This window comes from Polynucleobacter hallstattensis (assembly GCF_018881835.1).
GTDB classification, from domain to species: Bacteria; Pseudomonadota; Gammaproteobacteria; order Burkholderiales; family Burkholderiaceae; genus Polynucleobacter; species Polynucleobacter hallstattensis.
This window is the reverse complement of record NZ_JACVPO010000002.1, coordinates 291,993-315,340: the sequence shown is the minus strand read 5'-3', so window position 1 is coordinate 315,340 and position 23,348 is coordinate 291,993. Positions and strand designations below refer to the sequence as shown.

The window sequence follows — 23,348 nt, the reverse complement described above, 5'->3', positions numbered from 1 at the left end:
GTAATTATTTTTTGGATTTAACTATGTCTTTAAAGCAACAAGCTCATGGTCGTAACGTCGTTGTCATTGGTACCCAGTGGGGTGACGAGGGCAAGGGCAAAGTAGTGGATTGGTTAACTGACCATGCTCAAGCAGTTGTGCGTTTTCAGGGTGGGCATAATGCTGGCCACACGCTGATCATTGGCGATAAAAAAACAATTTTGCGTCTGATTCCTTCTGGAATCATGCACAAGAACGTGATTTGCTACATTGGTAATGGCGTTGTGCTTTCTCCAGAGGCGCTCTTTAAAGAAATTGGTGAGTTAGAGGCTGCAGGCTTAGATGTTCAATCTCGCTTAAAGATTTCTGAGGCAACCACTTTAATCTTGCCCTATCACGTAGCTATTGATCATGCCCGTGAGAAAAAGCGTGGCGATGCCAAGATTGGCACTACGGGTCGTGGTATCGGACCAGCCTACGAAGATAAGGTAGCCCGACGCGCCTTACGTGTTCAAGATTTATTCTATCCAGAAAAGTTTGCCGCGCAATTGCGTGAAAACTTGGAATATCACAACTTCATGCTCACAAATTACTATGGGGCTGAGCCAGTAGACTTCCAAAAGACTTTAGAAGAGGCCATGTCTTATGCAGAGCGCATAAAGCCGATGGTCGTCGATGTCTCTAGTGCTTTATATGCAGCAGAGCAGGCTGGTCAAAATTTATTATTTGAAGGTGCGCAAGGCACTTTGCTCGATATTGATCATGGCACCTATCCTTACGTCACCTCCAGTAACTGTGTGGCTGGTAATGCTGCAGCTGGATCTGGAGTTGGCCCGGATTCACTGCAATACATCCTAGGCATCACCAAGGCTTATTGCACTCGTGTTGGTGCTGGCCCATTTCCAAGTGAGTTATATGACTTTGATAACCCAGCCAAACAAGATCCAGCTGGCATCCGTTTGGCTGAAGTGGGTAAAGAGTTTGGTTCTGTTACTGGTCGTCCGCGTCGCACTGGTTGGTTAGACGCTGCTGCACTGAAGCGTTCTATTCAGATCAACGGCTTATCCGGCTTGTGTATTACCAAGCTTGACGTATTGGATGGCTTTGAGACTATTCGTCTTTGTGTGGGCTATACCCTTGATGGTCAAAAATTAGATGTATTACCGCGTGGCGCTGAAGCGGTTGCGCATTGTGAGCCAATTTATGAGGATTTCCCGGGTTGGAAGGGAACGACTTATGGTATTCGTGAGTGGGACAAACTCCCAATAGAGGCACAGAAGTTCCTGCGTCGTGTCGAAGAAGTTGCAGGAAAGCCGATTGCCATGGTCTCAACGGGACCGGAGCGCGATGAAACCATTCTTCTGCAACATCCATTCAAGGGTTAATTGAGCGCTCCCTTTTTACCCTTTTACCTTTTTATATTTAATTTACACATTTGTTTTGGGATTTTGAAATGACAGCACGTACACAATGTAATAGTCTTCAAGTAGCTACACCGCTTTACCGTTTTATTGAAGATAAAGTCTTGCCTGGTACAGGTATTAAAAGCGCAGATTTTTGGAAGGGTTTTGACGAGATCGTTAAAGATCTAAGTCCAAAAAATGAAGCATTACTGGCTAAGCGTGATCGCTTGCAATTGGATTTGGATAAATGGCATCAAGCCAATCCTGGGCCAATCAAAGATATGCCTGCTTATCGTAAGTACTTGAAAGAAATTGGTTATATCGACGATGTCCCTGCTAAAGTTTTGGCGACTACTCAAAATGTGGATGATGAACTGGCACTCCAAGCCGGCCCTCAACTAGTTGTTCCGGTGCTTAATGCGCGCTATGCCTTAAATGCTGCAAATGCGCGTTGGGGTTCTTTGTATGATGCGCTGTACGGCACAGATGTTATTTCTGAAGAGGATGGTGCTACCAAAGCCGGAGCATACAACCCAATTCGTGGTGCTAAGGTAGTTGCCTACGCCCGTCAGTTTTTGGATCAAGCCGCTCCTTTAGCTAAGGCCTCCTATAGTGATGTAATTGCCTATAGCGTTGTAGACAAAAAACTGTCCGTGAAATTAAAAGACGGCAGCACAACGGGTTTGGCTGATGAGAAGCAGTTTGTTGGTTACCAAGGCGATGCCTCTGCACCATCATCTGTTTTACTGCGCAATCACGGCATTCACATTGATATCCAAATTGATAAGACGAAAACCATTGGGGCTGCTGATTTAGCGGGTGTAAATGATGTGGTACTTGAAGCTGCGCTCTCCACCATTTTGGATTTAGAAGACTCAGTAGCCGTTGTTGATGGCGATGACAAGGTGCTTGCTTATGAGAATTGGTTAGGCATTCTCAAAGGTACTTTGGTTGAAGAAGTTAGCAAAGGCGGCAAGACTTTTACCCGCACACTCAACGCAGATCGTAAATACACTGCAGGCATTGGCGCTGTCAATGCGAAAGACGGCGTAGTTACTTTGCATGGTCGCTCACTCTTGTTTCTACGTAACGTTGGTCACTTGATGACTAACCCAGCCATTATTACTGGCGAAGGTAAGGAAATCTACGAAGGCATCTTAGATGCAGTCGTGACTGTATTGATTGCTTTATATGACATCAATCGCCCAGCAACTCAAGCTATTGGTAATACACGTAAAGGCTCTGTCTATATTGTGAAACCAAAAATGCACAGCGCAGAAGAAGTGGCATTTGCTGGCGAGCTCTTTGGTCGGGTTGAGAAATTACTGGGTTTGCCAGAGAACACAGTCAAATTAGGCATCATGGATGAAGAGCGCCGTATGAGCGTCAACATTAAAGCTGCCATCGCTGCTGCTGGTGCTCGCGTTGCCTTTATTAATACTGGATTCTTAGATCGTACCGGCGATGAGATGCATACCGGCATGTATGGTGGCGCCATGGTTCGTAAAGGTAGGATGAAGATTGCCAAATGGTTTGGGGCTTATGAGCGCCGTAATGTCTTGGCAGGTTTAGATTGTGGCCTACGTGGTCGTGCACAGATTGGTAAGGGCATGTGGCCTGCGCCAGACCTTATGAAGGAAATGGTAGAGCAAAAATCTGCACACCCGCAAGCGGGGGCTAATACCGCTTGGGTACCTTCGCCTACTGCCGCCACTTTGCATGCAATTCACTATCACCAGATTGACGTGGCAAAGATCCAAGAGGATATGGAGAAGCAAGATACTGCAGCTGAGTATGAAGCCTTGACTGATGATCTCTTGACTGTACCAATTGCGCTATATCCCGACTGGACTAAAGAGGAGATTCGCGAATCCCTCAATAATAATTGCCAAGGTATTTTGGGTTATGTAGTTCGCTGGATTGACCAAGGCGTTGGTTGCTCTAAGGTGCCTGATATTTATAACGTAGGCTTGATGGAAGATCGCGCAACATTACGTATTTCTAGTCAGCACATTGCCAACTGGTTGCTGCACAAGTATGTCAGCAAAGCGGAAGTCGAGGAAGCTATGCAACGAATGGCCACTATTGTTGATAATCAAAATGCTGGAGATCCCTTATACAAACCAATGATGCCAAACTATAAGGATTCATATGCATTTCAAGCCGCAAGTGATCTGATCTTTAAAGGTCTTGAGCAGCCAAACGGTTATACCGAACCCTTGCTGCATGCTTGGCGCTTGAAGGTCAAGCAGGCGCAAGCAAAGTAATCTGAAGTGAGCAGCATTGAGAATGGATTTGTCGACAGGCAAGTCCATTTTTTCTTTTTGGCCACAACTTACCTGAACTCCCACCTATGCAATGCTTAGCTTTTTAAACCTCTTCACTAGGCCATCTCATGGCCGTGGTCAAGAACTGGGCTTTCAAGTGAATGATGGAGGGAGGGAGCTTGCAGGTTTCAAAGGTGGGGCTGGTGACTGCGTAGTTCGAGCGATTGCTATTGCCGCCCAATTGCCTTATTTGCAAGTCTATGAAGATCTTCGCGCTGCTAATGCAGCTTATGCTGATCAACGAAACGATAAGTTAGCTAGGCGGCTAAACGCTAAGGGCGCTTCACCGCGTAACGGCAATCATCGCAATGTATTTCATGGCTACATTGTGAGACATGGGTTTGATTGGATTCCTACAATGAAGGTTGGTGCAGGTTGTCAGGTCCACCTACTAGCTAGTGAGCTACCTAAAGGAAGATTGATTGTGAAGGTTTCTAAGCACCTGACGGCTGTAATTGATGGTGTTATCCAGGATACGCACAACCCTGCTCGGGGTGGGTCACGCTGTGTTTATGGCTATTACATTTTGCGCTAGGGGCGCTATGCAGAAAAAAGCCTCCAGAAAAACGGAGGCTTAATCCTGAAAAAATGACCAAAAATGGCCTAAAACAGAGCTAGATCAGCAATAAATTACCAATTTCCGCTAGTTCTACGTGATTTCTGCTCCATCACTTTAGCCTCGCTAAAAGCAGCTGCCAACACTAAGAAAAAGTCTTTGATTGCTAAAAAAGGCTTAAAGCTGAAAGCAGATGCCTGTTGAAACTGTACTGAGTTTGAATGTGCCATGGTGAGCTCCTTAAGGGTTAACCCTAATGATACACCTTATTCTTAGCAATTGCAGCTACTACCTATAAAAACCCACCTTGATGATGCGGCTTGCTTACTTTCTGCTAGGCGGGCTATATTCACAAGGATAAACAAGCGCCTTAAACCAATATATTTGAAAAAGAAAGATTGTGATGATTTCATTTAAGAGACCAGATGGCACTTTGGTAGAAGCCTATTTAATTGAGCCCACCAACCCTAAAAATGCTCCTGGCGTAGTAGTGATTCAAGAGTGGTGGGGTCTTGATGATGAGATTAAGAATGTTGCTAACCGTTTAGCAAATGCGGGATATCGCGCCTTAGTTCCGGATCTGTACCGAGGTAAGCTCGCTTTGGAAGCAAATGAAGCAGAGCACCTCATGAATGATTTAAATTTTGGTGATGCTGCCAGCCAAGATATCCGTGGCGCTGTTCAGTATCTCAAGTCAACAGGTAGCACTAAAGTTGCTATAACCGGTTTTTGTATGGGCGGGGCGCTCACAGTATTGTCTGCTGGACTTGTTCCGGAATGTGATGGAACAGTGGTTTGGTATGGTTACCCTCCACTAGAGTATGTTGATGCAACGGCTATCAAAAAACCGATGTTGGCGCACTGGGCGCTGCATGATGATTTTTTCTCTATCGCTGGCGTAGATCAACTGGAAGAAAAGCTGAAAGCAGCTGGAGTTAAGTATGATTTCCAACGCTATGACGCTAAGCATGCTTTTGCTAATCCAAAGTCAGACGCTAGAGGTCTGCCACCATTGCAATACAACGCTATAGCTGCAGATTTAGCTTGGGATCGCACGTTGACTTTTTTAAAAACTCAGCTAACTCCATAAGTAATTTACTTCTAGATCTATCCTATGCATCTTTTTGCCGAAAACCTCGCCGTTGAACTTTCTTCTTACTACCGTAATCTTGCTTTAGGGCATGGTGTGATACCTAAGGTCTTTACCTTGGTCAATGGTGAAGGGAGTCAATACCTCTTTTTTATTGATGACTTGCGTATGAATACGGAAGAAGAAAATCAATTTTTGGCTTATATCGTGCAAGAGCATGAGGCGGTTTGTTATGCGCGTGGAACTTTAGTGGTCCTAGAGAAGTCTCAACAACTCATTGAGTTTGCAGTAATTGATCAGGACGACGTACAAGCAATTGTGTGCTCCGCCCAATTAACGCGGGATGTTGACGATAAGCCGGTTGGATTAACTGAGTTTGAAAAGATTCTGGCTCCCAAAAAGACAATCTTCTTTAGCGGGCTCTTTGAGCCCATGGCTCTATCAGATGATAGGGCTGAAGAGTTTGAAGGTCTTTGGGATGAAATGAAACCCAAGATCTTGCATCGCTCTATGGGACTCTAGTTCTACGATATGACGAATCAAACTGAGGAAGAAGTTCGAATCAATTTAGCTGCAGCATATCGTCTCGCTGCAATGAAGGGGTGGGATGATGGTATTTATACCCACATTACTGCTTCTATTCCAAACGAAGAGGGCGCTTATCTAATCAATCAATTTGGTTTGCGCTTTGACGAAGTGTTACCAGAAAATTTAGTCAAGGTGAATCTTCAAGGAGAAATCATCTCAGGTATAGGGCCAGTGAACAAATCTGGTTTTGCCATTCATGGAGCGGTACATGCGGCTAGACCAGATGCTGCATGTGTACTGCATTTGCACGTTGATGCAGTCATTGCTGTGTCTACACAAAAGCAAGGATTATTGCCACTATCGCAGCATGCCTTACGCTTTTATGGCGACATTGAAAGGCATCGCTATCAAGGGCTGGCCTTATCAGCCTCTGAGCAGGTAGGACTCATATCAGCTCTTGGAGATAAGAAGGCTTTATTGTTAGAAAATCACGGCAGCATCATCTGTGGAGTCAGTATTCAGCAGGCATTTTATTTGATGGACGTATTAGATAAGGCCTGCAAAATTCAACTTTTGGCAGGTGAGGCAGAAGGATTGATTGTTCCCGATCCGGCAATTTGCAGAATGACTTATGAGCAATTATGCAGTGATGGTGAAGAGGAAGGTCAGATTGAGTGGCCTGCTTATTTAAGTTTATTAAAAAATAGTGATTAGGAGATATTTATGCCATTAATTCAAGTTCAATTATTTGAGGGTCGCAGCGATGAGGTCAAGCGCGAGTACGCCAAGGCAATCACGGAAGCAGCTGTCAAAATTATGGGATGCAGCGCTGAATCAGTGGATGTTATTTATCAAGACGTTAAGAAATCAGATTGGGCGACTGCAGGCAAGTTATGGAGCGATTAATGTTTACGTATTAATGAATGCCTGAATGTGGAAACCAAAATGGGGCTTGTATTTAAGAAAGACGCCCCCATATAGACTTTATGTGTTTTTATGTAGAAACGGCCAGTTTTCCTCTATGTTGGCCTCGTATTTTGAGGTGCAGAGTGCTGTTAAGCCATGTTTGGTGCCCAGGAAGGGACTCGAACCCCCACAACCTTACGATCGCCAGCACCTGAAGCTGGTGCGTCTACCAATTTCGCCACCTGGGCATGCCGTTATTATAAAGGTTTGTGCCTTCTGGCCTTTCACCCTTCAGACTTGATGGTTTGATACAGTAGGCTAATTCAGAATTTTCATTGAAATATAAGGCATGTATTGCCGAAGGAATTAAATGCGTAAAGCAAAAAACTTGGTGCCACGAGAGGCTGACCGTTTAGGTACAGTCCAAGGTCACCGAGATGGATTTGGATTTGTTATCCCGGATGACGGTGGTGAAGATATTTTTCTTTCTGAAAGAGAAATGTCCCGTGTTATGCATGCAGATAGGGTCAATGTCCGAGTATTAGGAACGGATCGGCGCGGTCGCCCAGAAGGTCAGATTGTCGATGTCATTTTGCACGCCAATAAAGTAGTCATTGGGCGTCTCTTAAATGAGAATGGTGTTTTGATTGTTGCGCCAGAAGACAAGCGTATTGGTCACGATATTTTGATTCCACCAAAAGGCCAAGGTAACGCTAAATTAGGTCAGGTGGTCAGTGTCGAGATCATTGACTATCCAGATAGCTACCGTCAAGCCATTGGTCGTGTTGTCGAGGTGTTGGGTGAAATCGATGATCCTGGTATGGAAATTGAAATCGCTGTCCGTAAATATGGTGTGCCCCACGAATTTTCGGTGGCTGCAAAAAAAGAAGCAGATGCCTTACCCGATACCGTACAGCAATCCGATCTGGAAGGTCGTGTGGATTTGCGCGACGTTCCTTTAGTTACCATTGACGGTGCTGATGCTCGCGACTTTGATGATGCGGTGTATTGCGAGCCAGTGATGTACGGCAAGAGCAAGGCTTGGCGACTAATCGTTGCGATCGCTGACGTATCTCATTATGTGAAGCCGGGACACCCTTTGGATGACGAAGGACTTCTGCGTGCAACCTCAGTGTATTTCCCAAGACGGGTAATACCCATGCTGCCGGAAAAGATCTCTAATGGTCTTTGTTCGTTGAATCCTGATGTTGATCGTTTATGTATGGTGTGTGATTCGGTAGTAGATCAAAGCGGAGTAGTGCTGGCTTACCAGTTCTATCCAGCAGTGATGCATTCCGCGCAACGCTTTACATACGATACAGTTTGGGAGATTCTTTCTAATAGCAAAGGTCCTGAAGCGACACGCTTTGCCCAGTTCAGACCTCTACTGACGAATCTCTATTCCCTATACAAAATTTTGCTCGATGCACGTCAAAAACGTGGCGCTATCGAGTTTGAGACAACCGAAACCCAAATTATTAGTAATGAGTTGGGCAAGATTTTGCGTATTGAACCTCGTCTGCGCAACGATGCACATCGCTTGATTGAAGAGTGCATGTTGACAGCAAACGTCTGCGCAGCAGATTTCATTGATAAAAATAAGCATCTCAGTCTCTACCGCGTTCATGGTGAACCTTCAGAAGAGAAGCTCATGACTTTGCGTCAAGTCTTGCGTACCTCTAGCTTGTCATTGGGCGGCGGTGAAAAGCCAAAACCAAGAGACTATGCCAAGCTCATGCGCGAGATCAAAGAGCGTCCCGATGCAAATATGCTTCAGTCGGTTGTTTTGCGCTCTATGCAGCAGGCAATGTACCAGCCTGACAATGAAGGTCACTTCGGTCTTGCTTATCCTGCATATTCACATTTTACAAGCCCGATTCGTCGTTATCCTGATCTCTTGACTCATCGCGTCATCAAAGCAATTCTCACTAAGAAACCTTACACACCAGTATTGCCACCAACGGTTCCACTGAATCTCACTTTGCCACGCAAAGGTAAGGGTCGCGAAAATGCCGTGAATGCCAAGAAGTCCCATAGCGACGCAAAAGAGGCTGCAGCTAATGGCACACGTTTACCTAAATTACCCAAGGGCGCTAATGCAGCAATGCCTATTTGGGGCCAACTTGGCGTGCATTGCTCATCTAATGAGCGCCGCGCAGATGAGGCATCTCGTGATGTAGAAGCTTGGCTCAAGTGTTATTACATGCGCGATCATTTGGGACAAGAATATGCTGGCACGGTTACTGGCGTAGCTACATTTGGTTTATTCATACAATTGGAAAACCTCTTTGTTGAGGGTATGATCCATGTAACTGAATTAGGTGGTGATTATTTTCAGTATGACGAAGCCCGTCAAGAATTACGTGGCGAGAGAACTGGTATTCGTTATCGCTTAGGTGATCGGGTACATGTTTTAGTCAGTCGAGTGGATCTAGATGCGCGTAAGATTGAATTTAGTCTGGTGAAATCGGTTGGTTTAGAGCCTGGTGGCACTACCAATCGTCGTCAAATCATATTGGCCAGCGATACCGGTAGACCCAATAAAAAAGCTTCCCCCAAAAAAGGTCGTCCTGGCAGCAAAGAACCGCAGAAGCATTCTGGCGTGAATGTGAATGCCGCTAAATCTGCTGGTAACCTAGGTGCAAATCAATCCAAGAATCAAGCTGGGCGGACCGCAAGTAAAGTTGCGAAGTCTGGGAAGCCCACAAGACCTGCCGGTAAGCCTGCTGGTAGCAAACCACCTGTTCGCAGCACTAAAGCACGTCGCAAATAAGTATCAACATCAGATCGAGATAAGTAAAGATGAAGCAAATATTAGTTGGTTTTCATGCAGTACAAGCGCGTTTGCGAGTAGATGCAGCAAGTCTGAAGTCAGTTTATTTTGACCCTAGTCGGCGTGATCGTCGTATGGGTGATTTCCTAAAGCAAGCTGAAGAAATTTTAGGCGAGAGATTGCATGCTGCTGATGCCGAGCGTCTTCACAAGCTGGCAGGGCATGATCGCCATCAAGGTGTGGTGGCTTTGGCGGAGAAGATGACTATTGCTAGGACCATTACTGAGGTAGTGGAGGATGCACAAAGTAATCAAAATAAGGTGATGTTCTTGGTTTTGGATGGTGTGACCGACCCTCATAACTTTGGTGCATGCTTGCGCGTGGCCGATGGTGCTGGTGTGGATGCGGTAGTGATTCCTAAGGATCGCTCAGCCTCAATTAATGCTACTGTGAGCAAAGTGTCGAGTGGTGCTTCTGAAGTAATGCCTGTCATTACTGTTACCAATTTAGTTCGAAGCATGAAAGAAATGCAAGAAGCCGGTGTTTGGCTAATCGGTACTGACGATGAAGCTGAAAAATCGATTTACGATTTAGATCTGACTGGCCCCATTGGAATCGTTATGGGTGCAGAGGGTGAGGGTATGCGCCGTTTAACCCGCGAGACTTGTGATGAGTTGGTGCGTATTCCGATGAAGGGTGTTGTAGAAAGTCTAAACGTATCCGTTGCAAGTGGCGTTTGTTTGTATGAGGCACTAAGGCAGCGATTATCCAAAGAGCCTAAATAGTCAACTGCTGCACAAATTGCTCAAGTTCTGCTGGCGGCAGAGCACCACTAACACGGTGTACTTCTTTGCCACCCTTAAATCCTGCGAGTGTTGGTATTGATCGGATATTCCATTGAGATCCGAGTAGTTGCTCTGCCTCGGTATTGACTTTTACAAACAAAACTTGATTTGCATGGGCAATGGCACTTCCCTGAAAAATGGGTCCAAACATCTTGCAGGGCCCACACCATGGCGCCCAGAAATCCACTATCACTGGCATGACGGATTGAGTTACGAGTTCGCTAAAGTTAGCTGCTGTGGCGTTAACCGGAAGCGATAGGAGCTCTTGTTGACAGGCTCCGCAGACAGGCGTTTGATTGAGCTTTTCAGCTGGAACACGATTTCCTTTATTGCAATGCGGACAATGAATAATCATCTTGATTCCTCAATCAGTCGATTTTAAGAATTACTTACTTAGGAGCGCTTCTAGTTTCTCGGTATCGATACAGAAATTTCTAATGCCTTCAGCTAACTTTTCAGTAGCCATTGCATCATTATTCAACTGCAATCTAAAGTTCGACTCATCTAGCTTTAGTGCGACGATATGTTCGCTGGTAAGTGCGCTAGCCGCATTACTAGAATTTAGTTTTTTCTCCACCACGGCAGTGCTTTTCTGTAGATCGCCCAATAGCTCTGGACTGATGGTGAGTAAGTCGCACCCAGCTAGCTCTAATATTTGACTGGTATTACGGAAGCTAGCCCCCATGATTTCGGTATTGATCCCGAAATTTTTGTAATAGTGGAAGATGCGCTTGACTGATGTAACGCCAGGATCATTTGCGCCGCCATGATGTTCATCGCTCCAATTGCTGCCAAGCTTTGTCTTATGCCAATCGGTAATGCGCCCTACAAAAGGAGAAATCAATTTCGCATGAGCTGCACCACAAGCTGCTGCTTGCACCAAAGAGAAGAGGAGTGTCATATTGCAGTGAATCCCTTCAGCCTCTAAAGCTTTAGCTGCCTCAATTCCCTCCCATGTACCAGCAAGCTTAATCAAAACACGTTTGCGATCAATCCCGTGCGATTCATACAGTGAGATGAGATGCTTAGCCTTCTGAATTGTTGCCTGAGTATCAAAAGAGAGGCGGGCATCTACTTCAGTCGAAACCCTTCCTGGGACGATCTTCAAAATCTCCAGACCAAAAGCTACTAGAATATGGTCGACAAAATCGACGGGTTTTATGCCGGGGTGCGCTGATTTGACTTGATTTACCAAGGCCTGATAGTTGGTTTGCTGTGCCGCTTTCAGGATCAGGGATGGGTTGGTGGTAGCGTCTTGTGGTTGGTATTCCCGCATACGCTCAAAGTCGCCAGTATCGGCCACAACGGTGGTGAATTGTTTGAGTTGGCTCAGTGCGCTTGCTGGTGATGTCATGGCTATTTGCAATACTCTCGATGAATTAATCAGGTGGAATAGATTGAATATCATATGATAGATGGATAAATAAGGCTGTTCCAGTTCAGATAAGGATATCGGGCAAGATCATGAATCAAGATCAACTAAAGCAATTGGTAGGTGAAGCGGCTCTGGATGAGGTTTTAAAGCTACCTGCAGGCCAGATCTTGGGTATTGGGACGGGCTCTACCGCCAACTATTTCATTGATGCCTTAGCACCCCATAAAGATCATTTTTTGGGGACAGTATCTAGTTCTAATGCCACGACAGAGCGCCTGTTAAAACACGGTTTTAAGGTTTTGGATCCTAATGAGGTGGATCATCTGCCTGCCTATGTAGACGGCGCTGATGAGATCGATCCTGCTGGCCACATGATTAAAGGCGGCGGCGGCGCTTTGACCCGCGAAAAAATTATTGCTTCTATGGCTAAACAATTTATCTGTATCTGCGATGCCTCAAAACAGGTGCCGGTGTTGGGTAACTTTGCATTACCTGTGGAAATTATTCCTTTGTCAAAAGGAATTGTTACTCAAGAGCTAAATAAGTTGGGCGGTACAGTAAGACTCAGAATGAGCAAAGAGACTCATACAGACTTAGCTCAGACACCAAGTCAGCCCTTTGTGACAGATAACGGCGGATGGATTTTGGATATCTCGGGTTTAAAGATCGCTAATCCTATCGCTCTTGAGGCGCAAATGAATCAAATCGCTGGCGTAATCACTGTTGGTTTATTCGCAAAAGAGAGAGCAGATATTTTGTTGGTGAGCAACCCATCCGGAGTGAGTAGAATCACTTTCTAATTAAAAAACCCGACGGGGCAGCAAGCTGATCCATCGGGTTCGTTTGCCATGATGATTCATGGCGCAGGCAAAGGAAAGAGTTTTAGTTCCCAATGCCCATAAGCACATAGATATGCTTACGAGTAGTGGCTTTCGCCAATGTAGTCGATCACGAGAACTGACTGACTACGAGTTCATCCTATGCTTCTGAATTTGACTCGTCAAGAGATATTCGAAAAGAATTATTCAGCTGGCGGTACATAACCCTGAGCCATGTCTGCACCACCTTCAAAGAAGTATTTTTCAACTTGCTTGAGGAGGTACTGACGAGCACGAGGGTCAGCCATATTCAGACGATTCTCATTAATAAGCATGGTTTGGTGCTTTAACCAAGCGGCCCAAGCTTCTTTCGAGACTTGATTCCAAACTTTCTTACCGAGGTCGCCTGGTAGTGGAGCGAAATCCATTCCTTCAGCTTCTTTGTTGAGTTTGATGCATTGAACCATGCGTGCCATTTGTGTTGCCTTTCAAATACGGTGTGCTGAAGAAAAAATAAAACGAATATCTTGTTACAGATCTTTGGTCAAAACCATAGATTTTCGATCCCAGTTGTAAATTTGCTTTCTTTCTTCTGGAAGATCATCTACCGAGGCGCGCTTAAAGCCGCGTTTCAAAAACCAGTGCTCTGTTCTAGTCGTCAAGACGAAAAGCTTTTTGATGCCTTCCCGTTTTGCTCGCATTTCAACGCGCTTGAGCAAGCGCTCTCCATCGCCTGAGCCTTGAACATCGGGATCTACTGCGAGGCAAGCAAGCTCACCTACGCCATTCGGGAATGGGAAGAGGGCTGCACATCCAAAGAGAACGCGGTCATGCTCAATCACAGAGAAACGTTGAATGTCACGCTCAATCACGTCTTGACCTCGGGCAGCCAGAATACCTTCTTCTTCCAGCGGGCTAGTGAGCTGCAGAATACCGCCAACGTCATCTTGATTGGCTTCACGCAAATTCTCAATATCGGATGAGGCCAGCATCATGCCAATCCCATCATGGGTAAAGAGTTCCTCTAACAGGGCACCATCTCGGTTACAAGGTAGAAAGTGCACCCGACTTACGCCAGCACGAATAGCTCTACCAGAAATATTTAACAAACTCTTCATACCTAGATCGAGTTCTGGATGCTGAGCTACGTATTCTTGAAGCTGAGGCATTGAGAGTTCGGTGATGAAGTCATCTTCCTCATCTTTCAAGCCTGCATAAGGACTTAAGAAAATCAATTTATCTGCTTTGAGTGCTGCAGCAGTAGATGCGGCTACATCTTCAAAAGCAAGATTAAATGCTTGACCAGTTGGTGAGAATCCCAATGGTGACAGCAGTACGATCTTATTGCTGTCGAGTGAGAGCTTAATAGAGGTGGAATCTACTTTACGCACTAAGCCGGTATGTATGTAATCAATTCCCTCAACAACGCCTACCGGCATTGCTGTAATAAAGTTACCTGAGATGACCGAGATTCGTGAGCCTGCCATCGGAGTATTGGGCAATCCCCGACTAAATGCTGCCTCGATATCTAAGCGCAATTCACCAGCAGCTTCTTTGACGCATTCTAGGGCTGCTGCATCGGTAATCCGATAGCTATGCATTGCGCTTTGACCAAATTGGCTCTTAATATTACGGAGCATTAACTGCTCTTCAATTTGAGGGCGTATGCCATGAACCAAAACAATGCGCATACCCATGGCGTGCAACATGGCGATATCTTCAATCAGATTTTCTAGGCCAATTTCTTGAGCTAGCTCACCAGCAAAGGCAATGACAAAGGTCTTCTCACGGAAGCTGTGGATATAGGGCGCAACGTCACGCAACCATCCTACAAAAGGAAAGTTAGAGCTGGATTCTTCGGCATTTGAGCCGGGATTCGGTGCATTTGTTGGCATAGTGAGAAAATTATAGGGTGCAAGAGCCATTAAACCAACAAAAACCCAAAGCAAGCTCCGTGAGTGTGCCTGCTTCCAACACCATTCGACGGCTGGAGATTCGCTTTCCGGAGGAGTTGCCGGTATCAAGCCAGCGCCAAATCATCAAGGATGCCTTGAGCTCCCATCAGGTTGTGATTCTTTGTGGAGAGACTGGATCGGGCAAAACAACCCAATTACCCAAAATCTGTTTAGATCTTGGCAAGGGCACTATTAACGGCGGTCGCCTTATTGGTCATACGCAACCTCGCCGTATCGCTGCTACAGCCACTGCAAAGCGTATCGCTCAGGAGTTGGGCACTCCAATTGGTCAAGACGTAGGCTACCAAGTGCGCTTTGCTGATAAGACCAGTCAGGGCGCTTCAATTAAGTTGATGACCGACGGTATCTTGCTTGCAGAAACGCAGCGAGACCCTCAGTTGCGCGCCTATGACACTCTCATTATTGATGAGGCACATGAACGCAGCCTCAATATTGATTTTCTATTGGGTTATCTGAGACAGTTGCTACCCAAGCGCCCAGACCTGAAGTTGATCATTACCTCGGCGACCATTGATGCCAAGCGTTTTTCGGATCATTTCGCAATAAATGGTAAGTCTGCTCCAGTGATTGAGGTGAGTGGGCGACTTTTTCCGGTTGAGCAACGTTATGAGCCGCTGGAACCTGATGCTAAGCCTGACGGAAAAAAGGAATCCAAAGAAGCTAAGGAGCTTTCTGACGCTGTAACAGAAGCAATTGCAAAAGTATGGCGTGAGGGTGTATCGGGTGCAGGTGATGTACTGGTCTTTCTGCCAGGAGAGCGGGAGATTCGGGATTGTGCTGAAGCTCTCAGAAAAGACCATGTTCTCCAGCAGCGCTTTCATCCCGAAATTTTGAGTCTTTTTGCTCGGCAATCAGTTGCAGAGCAAGAGCGCGTATTTAGTCCTGGCAATGGCCGACGCATTATTTTGACGACTAACGTTGCCGAGACCTCATTAACCGTTCCCAATATTCGTTATGTGGTGGATAGCGGATTAGCGCGCGTCAAACGCTATTCCTATCGCAATAAAGTGGAACAACTTCAGATCGAGTCAATCTCTCAGGCAGCTGCCAACCAGAGGGCAGGTCGTTGTGGTCGTGTGTCTGATGGTATTTGCATTCGTCTCTATAGCGAGCAAGATTATTTAAGTCGTCCTAAATTTACTGATCCAGAAATTTTGCGTAGCTCACTGGCGGCGGTGTTGCTTCGGATGAGTTCTCTACGTTTACCCCGTATTCAAGAATTTCCGTTTATTGATAAACCTTTGGGTCGCGCGATTGCAGATGGTGTCCAGCTCTTAGATGAGTTGGGCGCTATCGTCTATGACGATGCCACCATTAGTAGTGAGACGGATAGCAACAGCAGATTCAAGCTCACCCCCATTGGTAAGCAGTTAGCAGATCTGCCATTAGATCCTCGGATTGGTCGAATGCTATTGGCTGCCAAAGAGCACAACGCATTGCGTGAGGTCACTGTCATCGCCTCTGCTTTGGCTACACAAGATCCGCGTGATCGACCCATGGTCCAGGCTGCTGCCGCTGACCAAGCGCATTTGCAGTTTGCGGATGAGCGTTCCGAGTTTTTGAGCTTTGTTAAGCTTTGGGATTGGTATCAAGATGCCTTAAAGCATAAGCACAGCAATCGACAATTAGAAAATCTGTGCCGCAGTAAATTTTTATCACCCAGACGTCTACGTGAATGGCGCGATGTCCATAGTCAGTTACATACGATGTTGGCTGAAAAGGGCTGGAAAGAAAATCCATCCGCCGCTACTTATGAACAAGTTCATCTCTCGCTATTAACTGGCCTCTTAGGTTATGTAGCTAAAAAAGAAGAGGATGAAAAATCTCAGGAGCGTGGTAGCAAAACTGGTAGCTATATGGGCGCACGCGGTATTCGCCCCTTTATTTGGCCAGGTTCAACTATTGGCAAAAAGGCTGGCGCTTGGATTTTGGCTGGTGAACTGCAAGAAACCAATCGCATGTACGCTCGCACAATTGCGAAAATAGAGCCCCAATGGGTTGAGAAGGTTGCAGCCCACCGTCTGATTAAATCGTTGAGTGAGCCTTTTTGGGATAGCCGTCAAGGCGAAGTGATGGCCTTTGAGCGTGGCACTTTATATGGACTCCCCATTTATCACGGTCGTCGTGTGCGTTATGAACCACACAACCCAAAAGATGCGCGTAATTTATTCATTACCCAGGCCTTAGTTCAAGAAGAGATGTTTGGTCGCATGGATACCCCAGCATTGATACGGGAGACTGAGGCCGATGCTAGAAAAAAATATCCCGGGACTTTTGAATTCTTTTGGCACAACCGCAGACTGATTAAAGAGATTGAGGCTTTAGAGCATCGCTCACGACGTCCCGATGTGTTGGTAGACGATGATCTCCTTTTTGCTTTTTATGATTCACGTATTCCTGAGGATGTACTGAGTAGGGAGAGCATGAAAGCCTGGCTGCTAAAGACATCGGCGAGCAAAGGAATTGCTGAGGAGTCCCCCGACAGTCTTTTGCGTTTAGCCAAAGCAGATTTAATGCGTCATGAGGCAGCCGGTATTACGGTTGATCGCTATCCTAAAAAAATGATGGTTGGTGGAAGCGAACTGAGTTTGACTTATCACTTCGAGCCTGGCAGCCCCAAGGATGGAGTAACTCTAGTTGTTCCCTTAACTCTACTGAATCAGGTTGATGGTCGTCGATGTGATTGGTTGGTTCCAGGTATGTGTGAAGAAAAAATTGGGTTATTACTCAAATCACTGCCTCAAAAATTACGTCGCCACTGCGTTCCACTGCCCGAGTATGCAAAATCTTTTTTAGAGCGGATGCTCTCAGGTAAGCAGTTCGGAGTAGGTGACTTTTTAGATAGCCTTATTACCGATATTCGTAAAGAGCGCGGCTTAGAAATTAAGCGCAGCGATTTCAGGCCTGAATCCTTACCTTTGCATTCTTCAATGAATTTCCGTCTAGTGGATGAGCACGGCCGCCAACTGGAATTAGAGCGTAATTTATCTCGATTACGCGCTGAGTATGGAGAGACTGCCCGCACAGCCTTCCAAGCCATAGCGCAACAAGCAGTCCACGATGAGCTTGGGAGTGGTGCCCCAGTAAATAACTCGGCGCCTGTTGGCAAAGTCAATCAAAGCGGTAATGTATCTTTAGTAAAAACGGTCGAACAGGGCGGTTATCGAAGCTGGGACTTTGGAGAGTTACCGGAGACTCTAGAAATTCAGAAAGGCAATCGCACCTTATTTGGATACCCTGCCTTAGTAGACCGTACTGAAGCATGCGATCTTGAAGTGTTTGATGATTTGCTGGAAGCTAGAAAACATCATTGGCAAGGGTTGCGTAGATTATTTGCGCTATCGAATAAAGACACACTCAAAGCCTTGCAAAAACAACTTCCTGGAATTCGGGAGCTGGGATTGCTGTTTATCAACATTGGATCAGTTGATGACTTAACTGAGCAAATTCTGAATCTTGCCTTAGAGCGGGCATTTATGAGTGATCCATTGCCCATGAATGCCGAGCAATTTGCAGAGCGTCTGCAAGCAGGTAAGCCCCGTTTGGCTCTGATTGCGCAGGAGATTGCAAAACATGCCTTGGCGGCATTGCAGGCTTATGCAGATCTTCAAAAGAAGTTATCCCAAGCAAAGGCTGCCTCGGCTACTGCCCATGTGGATATTCAGAATCAAATCCAAGGCCTCATATTTGCTAAATTTGTTTCAGGTACGCCATACGGCCAGTTGGTGCATTTCCCTCGCTATCTCAAGGCCATTGCTATGCGAATTGATAAATTGCGCGCTAACCCCAGCCGGGATTCACAGTGTCAACAAGACTGGGAGTCGGTTGCAAGGCCATGGCAAAAACTCGTTCAGGCTGGCCATGGCTCTGCTTCATATGCCATCAGTGAAGATCAGGCTTTAACGGATTTTCGCTGGCAACTCGAGGAATTGAGGGTGGCTTTATATGCCCAAGAGTTAAAGACCCCAAGCCCAATGTCCTTAAAGCGTCTAGAAAAAGTCTTAGCTAGCTTGCGATAGGTCAAATGATTCTGCTCAAAGACCTGCGCTAGATGAATCAATTGCTTACAATATCGCTCATGCATACCTACATTAGTAAAGCCAAATTTAGCAGTATTTCGATCCTGACTGTGTTTGCCCTAGTAGGGCTCTCAAATGTTGTCTATGCTCAAGGTGTAAGTTCACCCGAGCCTAAGTTGGCGGTTGTCTTAAATTCTGGTGAGGCCACCGTCAGTCTGATTGATATGCCCAACCGCAAAGTGATCAAGACGGTACCGGTCGGAAAAGAGCCTCATCACTTAATGATGACTCCTGATCAAAAGACTTTACTGATTGCGAATGCCGCGGGCAATGACGTTGTGCTGATGAATCCCACTACCGGTGAGTTGACTGGCAGGATTCCGGACATCATTGATCCGTACCAAATTGGTTACTCGCCCAATCATAAGTGGTTTATTGCAAACGGCAATCGTTTGGACAGGGTAGATGTCTATCACGCCCAAGGGGCAGATCTGAAGTTAGCTAAAGCAATCAAGTTGGGTAAGACGCCAAGTCATGTCGCATTTACAGCAGACAGCAAGATCGCATTTATTACCTTGCAAGACTCCAATGAACTTGCGGCCATTGATCTGGATACCCAGACTGTCATGTGGAAAATGACCACGGGTAAAGTGCCAGCAGGAGTCTGGATGACGCCCGGTGATCAATATATATTGGTTGGCATTACTGGTGAGGACTATGTTCAAGTCATTGATTGGAAATCCCGTAAAGAGGTAAAGCGAATCTTTACTGGAAAGGGTGCTCACAACTTCCGCCCCTTAGGCGATAAAAAGCATGTGTTCGTAACCAATCGTATTGCATCAAGTATCAGCCTGATTAATATGCAGACCCTAGAAAAAATGGGCGATATTACGGGGCTACCGGCAGGTCCGGATGATATGGAAATTACCCCTGATGGAAAAACCATGTGGGTCACTCTCCGCTTCTCTAAAAAGGTGGGAGTCATTGATATACCTTCGATGAAGTTAGTCTCGGTAATTCCTGTTGGTAGATCCCCCCATGGCGTTTTCTTCACTCCGCGTGCTAGCTGGGAATAGCCCAATTAGATGTATTTGAATGCTACTCTCGCTCGACTGACGATATTCTTTTTTTTGGCAGCACCCTCTTCGCTGAGCTTTGCACAAGAGTCACAATGTAAAAAAACGGTTTACCTCACATTTGATACTGGCAATATGTCTGTGGCTCAGACTATTGCAGACATCTTGAATCGCCAAAATGTTAAAGCTACTTTTTTTCTGGCGAATGAAAAAACTAGCCGTGGTGATTTCTCTTTAGATGATTCTTGGAAATCGTATTGGCAAGATCGCGTTCGTGAAGGTCATCATTTTGGTAGCCATACTTATGACCATTTGTACTTTGTGAAGGACGGCCCAAACGGAGAGATCTTTGCAAAGCCACAATTTGGACCAAAGGCTGGAATAGCTACTCTGTACAACGAAGCAGCTTATTGCCGAGAAATCCGTCGAGTGGATGAGCGCTTTAAGGAGTTAACAGGTGCTAGTATTCAAAAAATCTGGCGTGCTCCTGGCGGAAAAACATCGCCCCGTTCGATCAAGATGGGTGATCAATGCTCTTATCAACATGTCGGCTGGAGTGCTGCGGGATTTTTGGGTGATGAACTGAGTTCACAGACGTATCCCAATAAAATGCTTTTGGATAAGGCCAGCGGTCAACTTCAGGATGGCGATATCACTATGGCTCATTTGGGCATTTGGTCGCGCAAGGATCCTTGGGCGCCAGCAGTATTAGAGCAGCTGATCCTGAATTTGAAAGTTCGGGGGTTTTGTTTTGCAACCCTGCCAAAACGAGATAAATAAGACACAATTGAGCATATGGACTCAAACCCTCTGATAGCCTCCATTGCTTTAGCCTATGCTAGCGTTCAAGAATTCTTGTTTACCTATGTGGCTGGGCCAATTTTGTATCAATTCGATCTGATGTCAATGGCCGAGGATGTGTTTGATGGTATCGACTGGTTTTTATTCGGATGTATTCAGATTTTTCTGATTGCTGTAATTCTCAGAGCCTGGGAGAGATTTTCTCCTGCAGAGATACAAGAGCGGTTTGCAAAGAGCTCTAAGGCAGATATTTTTTACACGCTGTTTCATCGTTTAGGTATTTTTCACGGTCTGATTTTTATCGCCTTATCCGGATTTTTCTTTCAGATTGATTCGGTCTTGCATGATTTTCGTTTTGCTAGACTCAATGTGGAGTCCTGGTGGCCGTCAGTGACATCGATACCCTTGGTGAGTTTTTGTATCTACTTTATATTGCTTGATTTTGTGGAGTATGTTTATCACCGCGCCTCTCATGTGTTTAATTGGTGGTGGCAACTACATGCCTTGCATCATAGTCAAACGGTGATGACTGCTTGGTCAGATGATCGCAATCACATTGTCGATGACATCATGCATGCGTTTGTATTTTCCTTCTTTGCCCTACTATTTGGCGTTTCACCCGCACAATTTATTGTATTAGTGATATTGAGTCAATTAATTCAAAGTTGGCAACATGCTAATTTGAAGATTCATCTTGGGCCTTTTAAATATTTATTAATTTCTCCGATGTATCACCGGTTGCATCACGCGGTAGGGTACGGTCATGAGGCCAAAGGTAAGCCAGGTGTTTTGGGTGGTTGTAACTTTGGCGTCTTGTTTCCTTGGTGGGACATGATGTTCAATACTGCCATCTTTTCAAAAGAGGTTCATCCCACTGGAGTCAGAGACTTAGCTTTGTCGCCAAATGTATTGCAGCACCAGTGGCAGAGTCTCATGCACTCGATTCGAGAAATCTTTCCTAAAGCAAAATAGAAGTTGATAGTTCACACGGTAGTAATGGAAATCTATGGATAGCATGCAGCAAGTTTTTAAGTCTTTTGGCCTAGCTTTGGTTGGTGCGATGCATCCCAAAATGCTATGGCTGAGTCTGCGACCATTTATGATCATCTCGATCTTATGGGGCGCCTTAATTTGGTTAACTTGGACGCCAGCATTGGAGATGCTGAGCACTTTCCTGACAGCATCCATACTTACTAGTTGGATTGCAGATGGTTTGATCTGGGCCGGCTTCGAGAGTGCGCGTGCATGGATCGCGCCACTTTTCTTTGTAATGCTACTGATTCCTTTAATCTCAATTAGTTTATTGGTATTCATCGCTTTGACAACTGTGCCAACCATCGTCAAGGTGGTCACGCGGCAATATGCTTACAAAGATATTGCTAAGAAAAAGGGCGGTAGTGTATTTGGTAGCTTTATCTATACCCTCTGGTCTGCTTTAATTTGTTTAGCTCTGGTGATGCTCACTTTGCCAGTGTGGTGGATACCACCATTGGTTGCTGTTTTACCTCCATTACTTTGGGGCTGGTTGACCATGCGCTTGATGTCTTACGATGTATTAGCCCTTCATGCAACTGCGGAGGAGCGCGATACCCTTTTGCATCAACACCGTTGGCCACTATTGGCGATGGGAATTATTTCTGGGATGTTGGGAGCTGTACCCACCTTCTTCTGGGCAACTTCTGTTTTAGCTCTTGTCTTATTTCCCATTGTTAGCTTTATTGCGCTTTGGATCTATTCTTTAATCTTCGTCTTTGCTGCACTCTGGTTTACACATTATTTGCTTGAGGCTTTAAAAGAATTACGCACTAATGAGTTGAATCAATCCTTAAATATAGAAGCGCGTGTTATTGATATGGAGTTGCCAAACCATGGTTGAGGCATTGCAACAGCAAAGTCTAGAGGACGCTGACGTGAACGCTCGTCGTTTCGGTTTAATTGTCATTGGCGATGAAATTTTGTCTGGTCGTCGTCAAGATAAGCATCTGAGTAAATTGATTGAGCTATTAAATGAGCGAGGCCTCAGCTTGTCTTGGGCTAAATATGTTGCGGATGATCCCGAGCAAATTACTACTACCTTGAAAGATAGCTTCACTAGTGGAGATGTAGTTTTTAGTACTGGCGGTATTGGAGCTACGCCTGATGACCACACAAGACAATGTGCTGCTTTAGCTTTAGGCACAAAAACGCAACTGCACCCAACTGCACAAGAGCTCATTGCAGGACGTATTCAGACCATGGCAGAGGGCGACCCTTTAAAGGCCGATCTCAGTACTCCAGAAAACCAGCATCGCTTCAAGATGGGGGAGTTCCCAATTGGGAGCGACATCATCCCAAATCCCTATAACCAGATCCCCGGTTTTTCGATTCGTGAACACTATTTTGTTCCTGGCTTTCCCGTCATGGCTGCGCCCATGATGGCGTGGTGCTTAGATTCGTATTATCAGAATTTATTTCATCGCGAAAACTGGGCAGAGCAAAGTTTTATTGTTCCAAAGGGTATTGAGTCCGTCTTAACGCCCTTAATGGAGCGTATTGAGGCTTCTTTTCCGGGAGTAAAGGTATTTAGTCTCCCGTCGGTTGGCGACTCCTCTAGGGGTGGAGTTTATGCTGAGCGGCATATCGAATTGGGTATTAAGGGTAATGCCGCTCTCCTAGAGAGCGCCTGGATTGCTTTGCGTGCAGGCACCGAAGCTTTGGGTTATGTCATTCATGATATTTCCAAATCTGAATAAGCACTACTTTGGTGCAATTATAGCGATTTTTAAGGTTTTTAAGAGTATTTGAGCACTTAATTAGTGCAATAATGATTATTCCCGTTTGTTTGCTTCAGTAAATTAGATACATCCCAAGGGCATATTTGATGCTTGGAATAAACA

General features: G+C 45.6%; 21 protein-coding genes and 1 tRNA gene. 16 read left to right on the top strand and 6 right to left on the bottom strand.

Annotation, left to right across the window (positions count from 1 at the left end):
- Positions 1 to 23 precede the first annotated feature (23 nt).
- The 3 genes from ICN26_RS08025 to ICN26_RS08015 all read left to right on the top strand — a co-directional run bounded on the left by ICN26_RS08025 (position 24) and on the right by ICN26_RS08015 (position 4,244).
- The gene (locus tag ICN26_RS08025) at positions 24 to 1,364 is read left to right on the top strand and encodes an adenylosuccinate synthase (protein ID WP_216267940.1); all 1,341 of its coding nucleotides are present in this window, start codon (positions 24 to 26) and stop codon (positions 1,362 to 1,364) included.
- A gap of 68 nt (positions 1,365 to 1,432) precedes the next feature.
- Positions 1,433 to 3,649, top strand: coding sequence for a malate synthase G (locus tag ICN26_RS08020; RefSeq protein ID WP_216267939.1), 2,217 nt, complete (start codon positions 1,433 to 1,435; stop codon positions 3,647 to 3,649).
- Between the two features lie 91 nt (positions 3,650 to 3,740).
- Complete coding sequence (locus ICN26_RS08015; RefSeq protein WP_216267938.1) at positions 3,741 to 4,244, top strand: hypothetical protein; 504 nt, start codon at positions 3,741 to 3,743, stop codon at positions 4,242 to 4,244.
- A 95-nt stretch (positions 4,245 to 4,339) separates the two neighbouring features.
- Here the strand turns inward: ICN26_RS08015 and ICN26_RS08010 are convergent, their stop codons facing one another.
- On the bottom strand, positions 4,340 to 4,495 hold the full coding sequence (locus ICN26_RS08010; RefSeq protein ID WP_216267937.1) for a hypothetical protein: 156 nt from the start codon (positions 4,493 to 4,495) through the stop codon (positions 4,340 to 4,342).
- A 173-nt stretch (positions 4,496 to 4,668) separates the two neighbouring features.
- On the opposite strand from ICN26_RS08010, the gene ICN26_RS08005 reads away from it, so the two are divergent.
- The 4 genes from ICN26_RS08005 to ICN26_RS07990 are packed head-to-tail and all read left to right on the top strand — an operon-like array spanning position 4,669 to position 6,789.
- Complete coding sequence (locus tag ICN26_RS08005) at positions 4,669 to 5,355, top strand: dienelactone hydrolase family protein (RefSeq protein WP_216267936.1); 687 nt, start codon at positions 4,669 to 4,671, stop codon at positions 5,353 to 5,355.
- Between the two features lie 24 nt (positions 5,356 to 5,379).
- Positions 5,380 to 5,877 carry a hypothetical protein gene (locus tag ICN26_RS08000; RefSeq protein ID WP_216267935.1) on the top strand — a complete coding sequence of 166 codons (498 nt, stop codon included), beginning with the start codon at positions 5,380 to 5,382 and terminating at the stop codon, positions 5,875 to 5,877.
- A 9-nt stretch (positions 5,878 to 5,886) separates the two neighbouring features.
- Positions 5,887 to 6,597, top strand: coding sequence for a class II aldolase/adducin family protein (locus tag ICN26_RS07995; RefSeq protein ID WP_216267934.1), 711 nt, complete (start codon positions 5,887 to 5,889; stop codon positions 6,595 to 6,597).
- Positions 6,598 to 6,606: 9 nt separating this feature from the next.
- Positions 6,607 to 6,789, top strand: a complete 183-nt coding sequence (locus ICN26_RS07990) for a 4-oxalocrotonate tautomerase (protein ID WP_215307375.1) — start codon at positions 6,607 to 6,609, stop codon at positions 6,787 to 6,789.
- 161 nt (positions 6,790 to 6,950) lie between these two features.
- On the opposite strand, the gene ICN26_RS07985 is transcribed toward ICN26_RS07990, so the two are convergent.
- Positions 6,951 to 7,037, bottom strand: a tRNA-Leu gene (locus tag ICN26_RS07985).
- A 122-nt stretch (positions 7,038 to 7,159) separates the two neighbouring features.
- Between ICN26_RS07985 and rnr the strand changes: the two genes are divergently transcribed.
- Together rnr and rlmB are read left to right on the top strand one after the other, a co-directional pair.
- On the top strand, positions 7,160 to 9,562 hold the full coding sequence (rnr, locus tag ICN26_RS07980; RefSeq protein ID WP_216267933.1) for a ribonuclease R: 2,403 nt from the start codon (positions 7,160 to 7,162) through the stop codon (positions 9,560 to 9,562).
- 29 nt (positions 9,563 to 9,591) lie between these two features.
- Positions 9,592 to 10,347, top strand: coding sequence for a 23S rRNA (guanosine(2251)-2'-O)-methyltransferase RlmB (rlmB, locus tag ICN26_RS07975; protein WP_216267932.1), 756 nt, complete (start codon positions 9,592 to 9,594; stop codon positions 10,345 to 10,347).
- Here rlmB and trxC read toward each other — a convergent pair.
- Positions 10,340 to 10,762, bottom strand: a complete 423-nt coding sequence (gene trxC, locus ICN26_RS07970; RefSeq protein ID WP_216860401.1) for a thioredoxin TrxC — start codon at positions 10,760 to 10,762, stop codon at positions 10,340 to 10,342. The two genes, rlmB and trxC, sit on opposite strands and share 8 nt — an antisense overlap.
- Before the next feature lie 30 nt (positions 10,763 to 10,792).
- Complete coding sequence (gene tal, locus ICN26_RS07965) at positions 10,793 to 11,761, bottom strand: transaldolase (protein ID WP_216267931.1); 969 nt, start codon at positions 11,759 to 11,761, stop codon at positions 10,793 to 10,795.
- 110 nt (positions 11,762 to 11,871) lie between these two features.
- Here tal and rpiA point away from each other — a divergent pair, with 110 nt between their 5' ends.
- Positions 11,872 to 12,582, top strand: coding sequence for a ribose-5-phosphate isomerase RpiA (gene rpiA / locus ICN26_RS07960; protein WP_216267930.1), 711 nt, complete (start codon positions 11,872 to 11,874; stop codon positions 12,580 to 12,582).
- A gap of 221 nt (positions 12,583 to 12,803) precedes the next feature.
- Here the strand turns inward: rpiA and ICN26_RS07955 are convergent, their stop codons facing one another.
- The gene (locus ICN26_RS07955) at positions 12,804 to 13,076 is read right to left on the bottom strand and encodes an oxidative damage protection protein (protein WP_215304216.1); all 273 of its coding nucleotides are present in this window, start codon (positions 13,074 to 13,076) and stop codon (positions 12,804 to 12,806) included.
- Positions 13,077 to 13,130: 54 nt separating this feature from the next.
- Complete coding sequence (gene argA, locus ICN26_RS07950; RefSeq protein WP_216267929.1) at positions 13,131 to 14,495, bottom strand: amino-acid N-acetyltransferase; 1,365 nt, start codon at positions 14,493 to 14,495, stop codon at positions 13,131 to 13,133.
- A 65-nt stretch (positions 14,496 to 14,560) separates the two neighbouring features.
- Between argA and hrpA the strand changes: the two genes are divergently transcribed.
- The 6 genes from hrpA to ICN26_RS07920 are packed head-to-tail and all read left to right on the top strand — an operon-like array spanning position 14,561 to position 23,204.
- Positions 14,561 to 18,595, top strand: coding sequence for an ATP-dependent RNA helicase HrpA (gene hrpA, locus ICN26_RS07945; protein WP_216268432.1), 4,035 nt, complete (start codon positions 14,561 to 14,563; stop codon positions 18,593 to 18,595).
- A 59-nt stretch (positions 18,596 to 18,654) separates the two neighbouring features.
- Positions 18,655 to 19,671 (top strand): YVTN family beta-propeller repeat protein, encoded by a 1,017-nt coding sequence (locus tag ICN26_RS07940; protein ID WP_216267928.1) that lies wholly within the window; start codon positions 18,655 to 18,657, stop codon positions 19,669 to 19,671.
- 54 nt (positions 19,672 to 19,725) lie between these two features.
- Entirely contained in the window at positions 19,726 to 20,451 is a 726-nt protein-coding gene (locus ICN26_RS07935) for a polysaccharide deacetylase family protein (RefSeq protein ID WP_255534442.1), read from the top strand.
- 15 nt (positions 20,452 to 20,466) lie between these two features.
- On the top strand, positions 20,467 to 21,444 hold the full coding sequence (locus tag ICN26_RS07930; RefSeq protein WP_216267926.1) for a sterol desaturase family protein: 978 nt from the start codon (positions 20,467 to 20,469) through the stop codon (positions 21,442 to 21,444).
- 43 nt (positions 21,445 to 21,487) lie between these two features.
- Complete coding sequence (locus tag ICN26_RS07925) at positions 21,488 to 22,348, top strand: EI24 domain-containing protein (protein ID WP_255534441.1); 861 nt, start codon at positions 21,488 to 21,490, stop codon at positions 22,346 to 22,348.
- Complete coding sequence (locus ICN26_RS07920) at positions 22,341 to 23,204, top strand: competence/damage-inducible protein A (RefSeq protein ID WP_216267924.1); 864 nt, start codon at positions 22,341 to 22,343, stop codon at positions 23,202 to 23,204. Before ICN26_RS07925 ends, ICN26_RS07920 begins: the two co-directional genes overlap by 8 nt.
- The last annotated feature ends 144 nt before the right edge of the window (positions 23,205 to 23,348 follow it).

Excerpts from the sequence above, each read along its gene's own strand:
- ICN26_RS08025 (WP_216267940.1), top strand. The coding sequence starts at position 24 with ATGTCTTTAAAGCAACAAGCTCATGGTCGTAACGTCGTTGTCATTGGT.
- ICN26_RS08020 (WP_216267939.1), top strand. The coding sequence starts at position 1,433 with ATGACAGCACGTACACAATGTAATAGTCTTCAAGTAGCTACACCGCTT.
- ICN26_RS08015 (WP_216267938.1), top strand. The coding sequence starts at position 3,741 with ATGCTTAGCTTTTTAAACCTCTTCACTAGGCCATCTCATGGCCGTGGT.
- ICN26_RS08010 (WP_216267937.1), bottom strand. The coding sequence starts at position 4,495 with ATGGCACATTCAAACTCAGTACAGTTTCAACAGGCATCTGCTTTCAGC.
- ICN26_RS08005 (WP_216267936.1), top strand. The coding sequence starts at position 4,669 with ATGATTTCATTTAAGAGACCAGATGGCACTTTGGTAGAAGCCTATTTA.
- ICN26_RS08000 (WP_216267935.1), top strand. The coding sequence starts at position 5,380 with ATGCATCTTTTTGCCGAAAACCTCGCCGTTGAACTTTCTTCTTACTAC.
- ICN26_RS07995 (WP_216267934.1), top strand. The coding sequence starts at position 5,887 with ATGACGAATCAAACTGAGGAAGAAGTTCGAATCAATTTAGCTGCAGCA.
- ICN26_RS07990 (WP_215307375.1), top strand. The coding sequence starts at position 6,607 with ATGCCATTAATTCAAGTTCAATTATTTGAGGGTCGCAGCGATGAGGTC.
- rnr (WP_216267933.1), top strand. The coding sequence starts at position 7,160 with ATGCGTAAAGCAAAAAACTTGGTGCCACGAGAGGCTGACCGTTTAGGT.
- rlmB (WP_216267932.1), top strand. The coding sequence starts at position 9,592 with ATGAAGCAAATATTAGTTGGTTTTCATGCAGTACAAGCGCGTTTGCGA.
- trxC (WP_216860401.1), bottom strand. The coding sequence starts at position 10,762 with ATGATTATTCATTGTCCGCATTGCAATAAAGGAAATCGTGTTCCAGCT.
- tal (WP_216267931.1), bottom strand. The coding sequence starts at position 11,761 with ATGACATCACCAGCAAGCGCACTGAGCCAACTCAAACAATTCACCACC.
- rpiA (WP_216267930.1), top strand. The coding sequence starts at position 11,872 with ATGAATCAAGATCAACTAAAGCAATTGGTAGGTGAAGCGGCTCTGGAT.
- ICN26_RS07955 (WP_215304216.1), bottom strand. The coding sequence starts at position 13,076 with ATGGCACGCATGGTTCAATGCATCAAACTCAACAAAGAAGCTGAAGGA.
- argA (WP_216267929.1), bottom strand. The coding sequence starts at position 14,495 with ATGCCAACAAATGCACCGAATCCCGGCTCAAATGCCGAAGAATCCAGC.
- ICN26_RS07940 (WP_216267928.1), top strand. The coding sequence starts at position 18,655 with ATGCATACCTACATTAGTAAAGCCAAATTTAGCAGTATTTCGATCCTG.
- ICN26_RS07930 (WP_216267926.1), top strand. The coding sequence starts at position 20,467 with ATGGACTCAAACCCTCTGATAGCCTCCATTGCTTTAGCCTATGCTAGC.
- ICN26_RS07925 (WP_255534441.1), top strand. The coding sequence starts at position 21,488 with ATGCAGCAAGTTTTTAAGTCTTTTGGCCTAGCTTTGGTTGGTGCGATG.
- ICN26_RS07920 (WP_216267924.1), top strand. The coding sequence starts at position 22,341 with ATGGTTGAGGCATTGCAACAGCAAAGTCTAGAGGACGCTGACGTGAAC.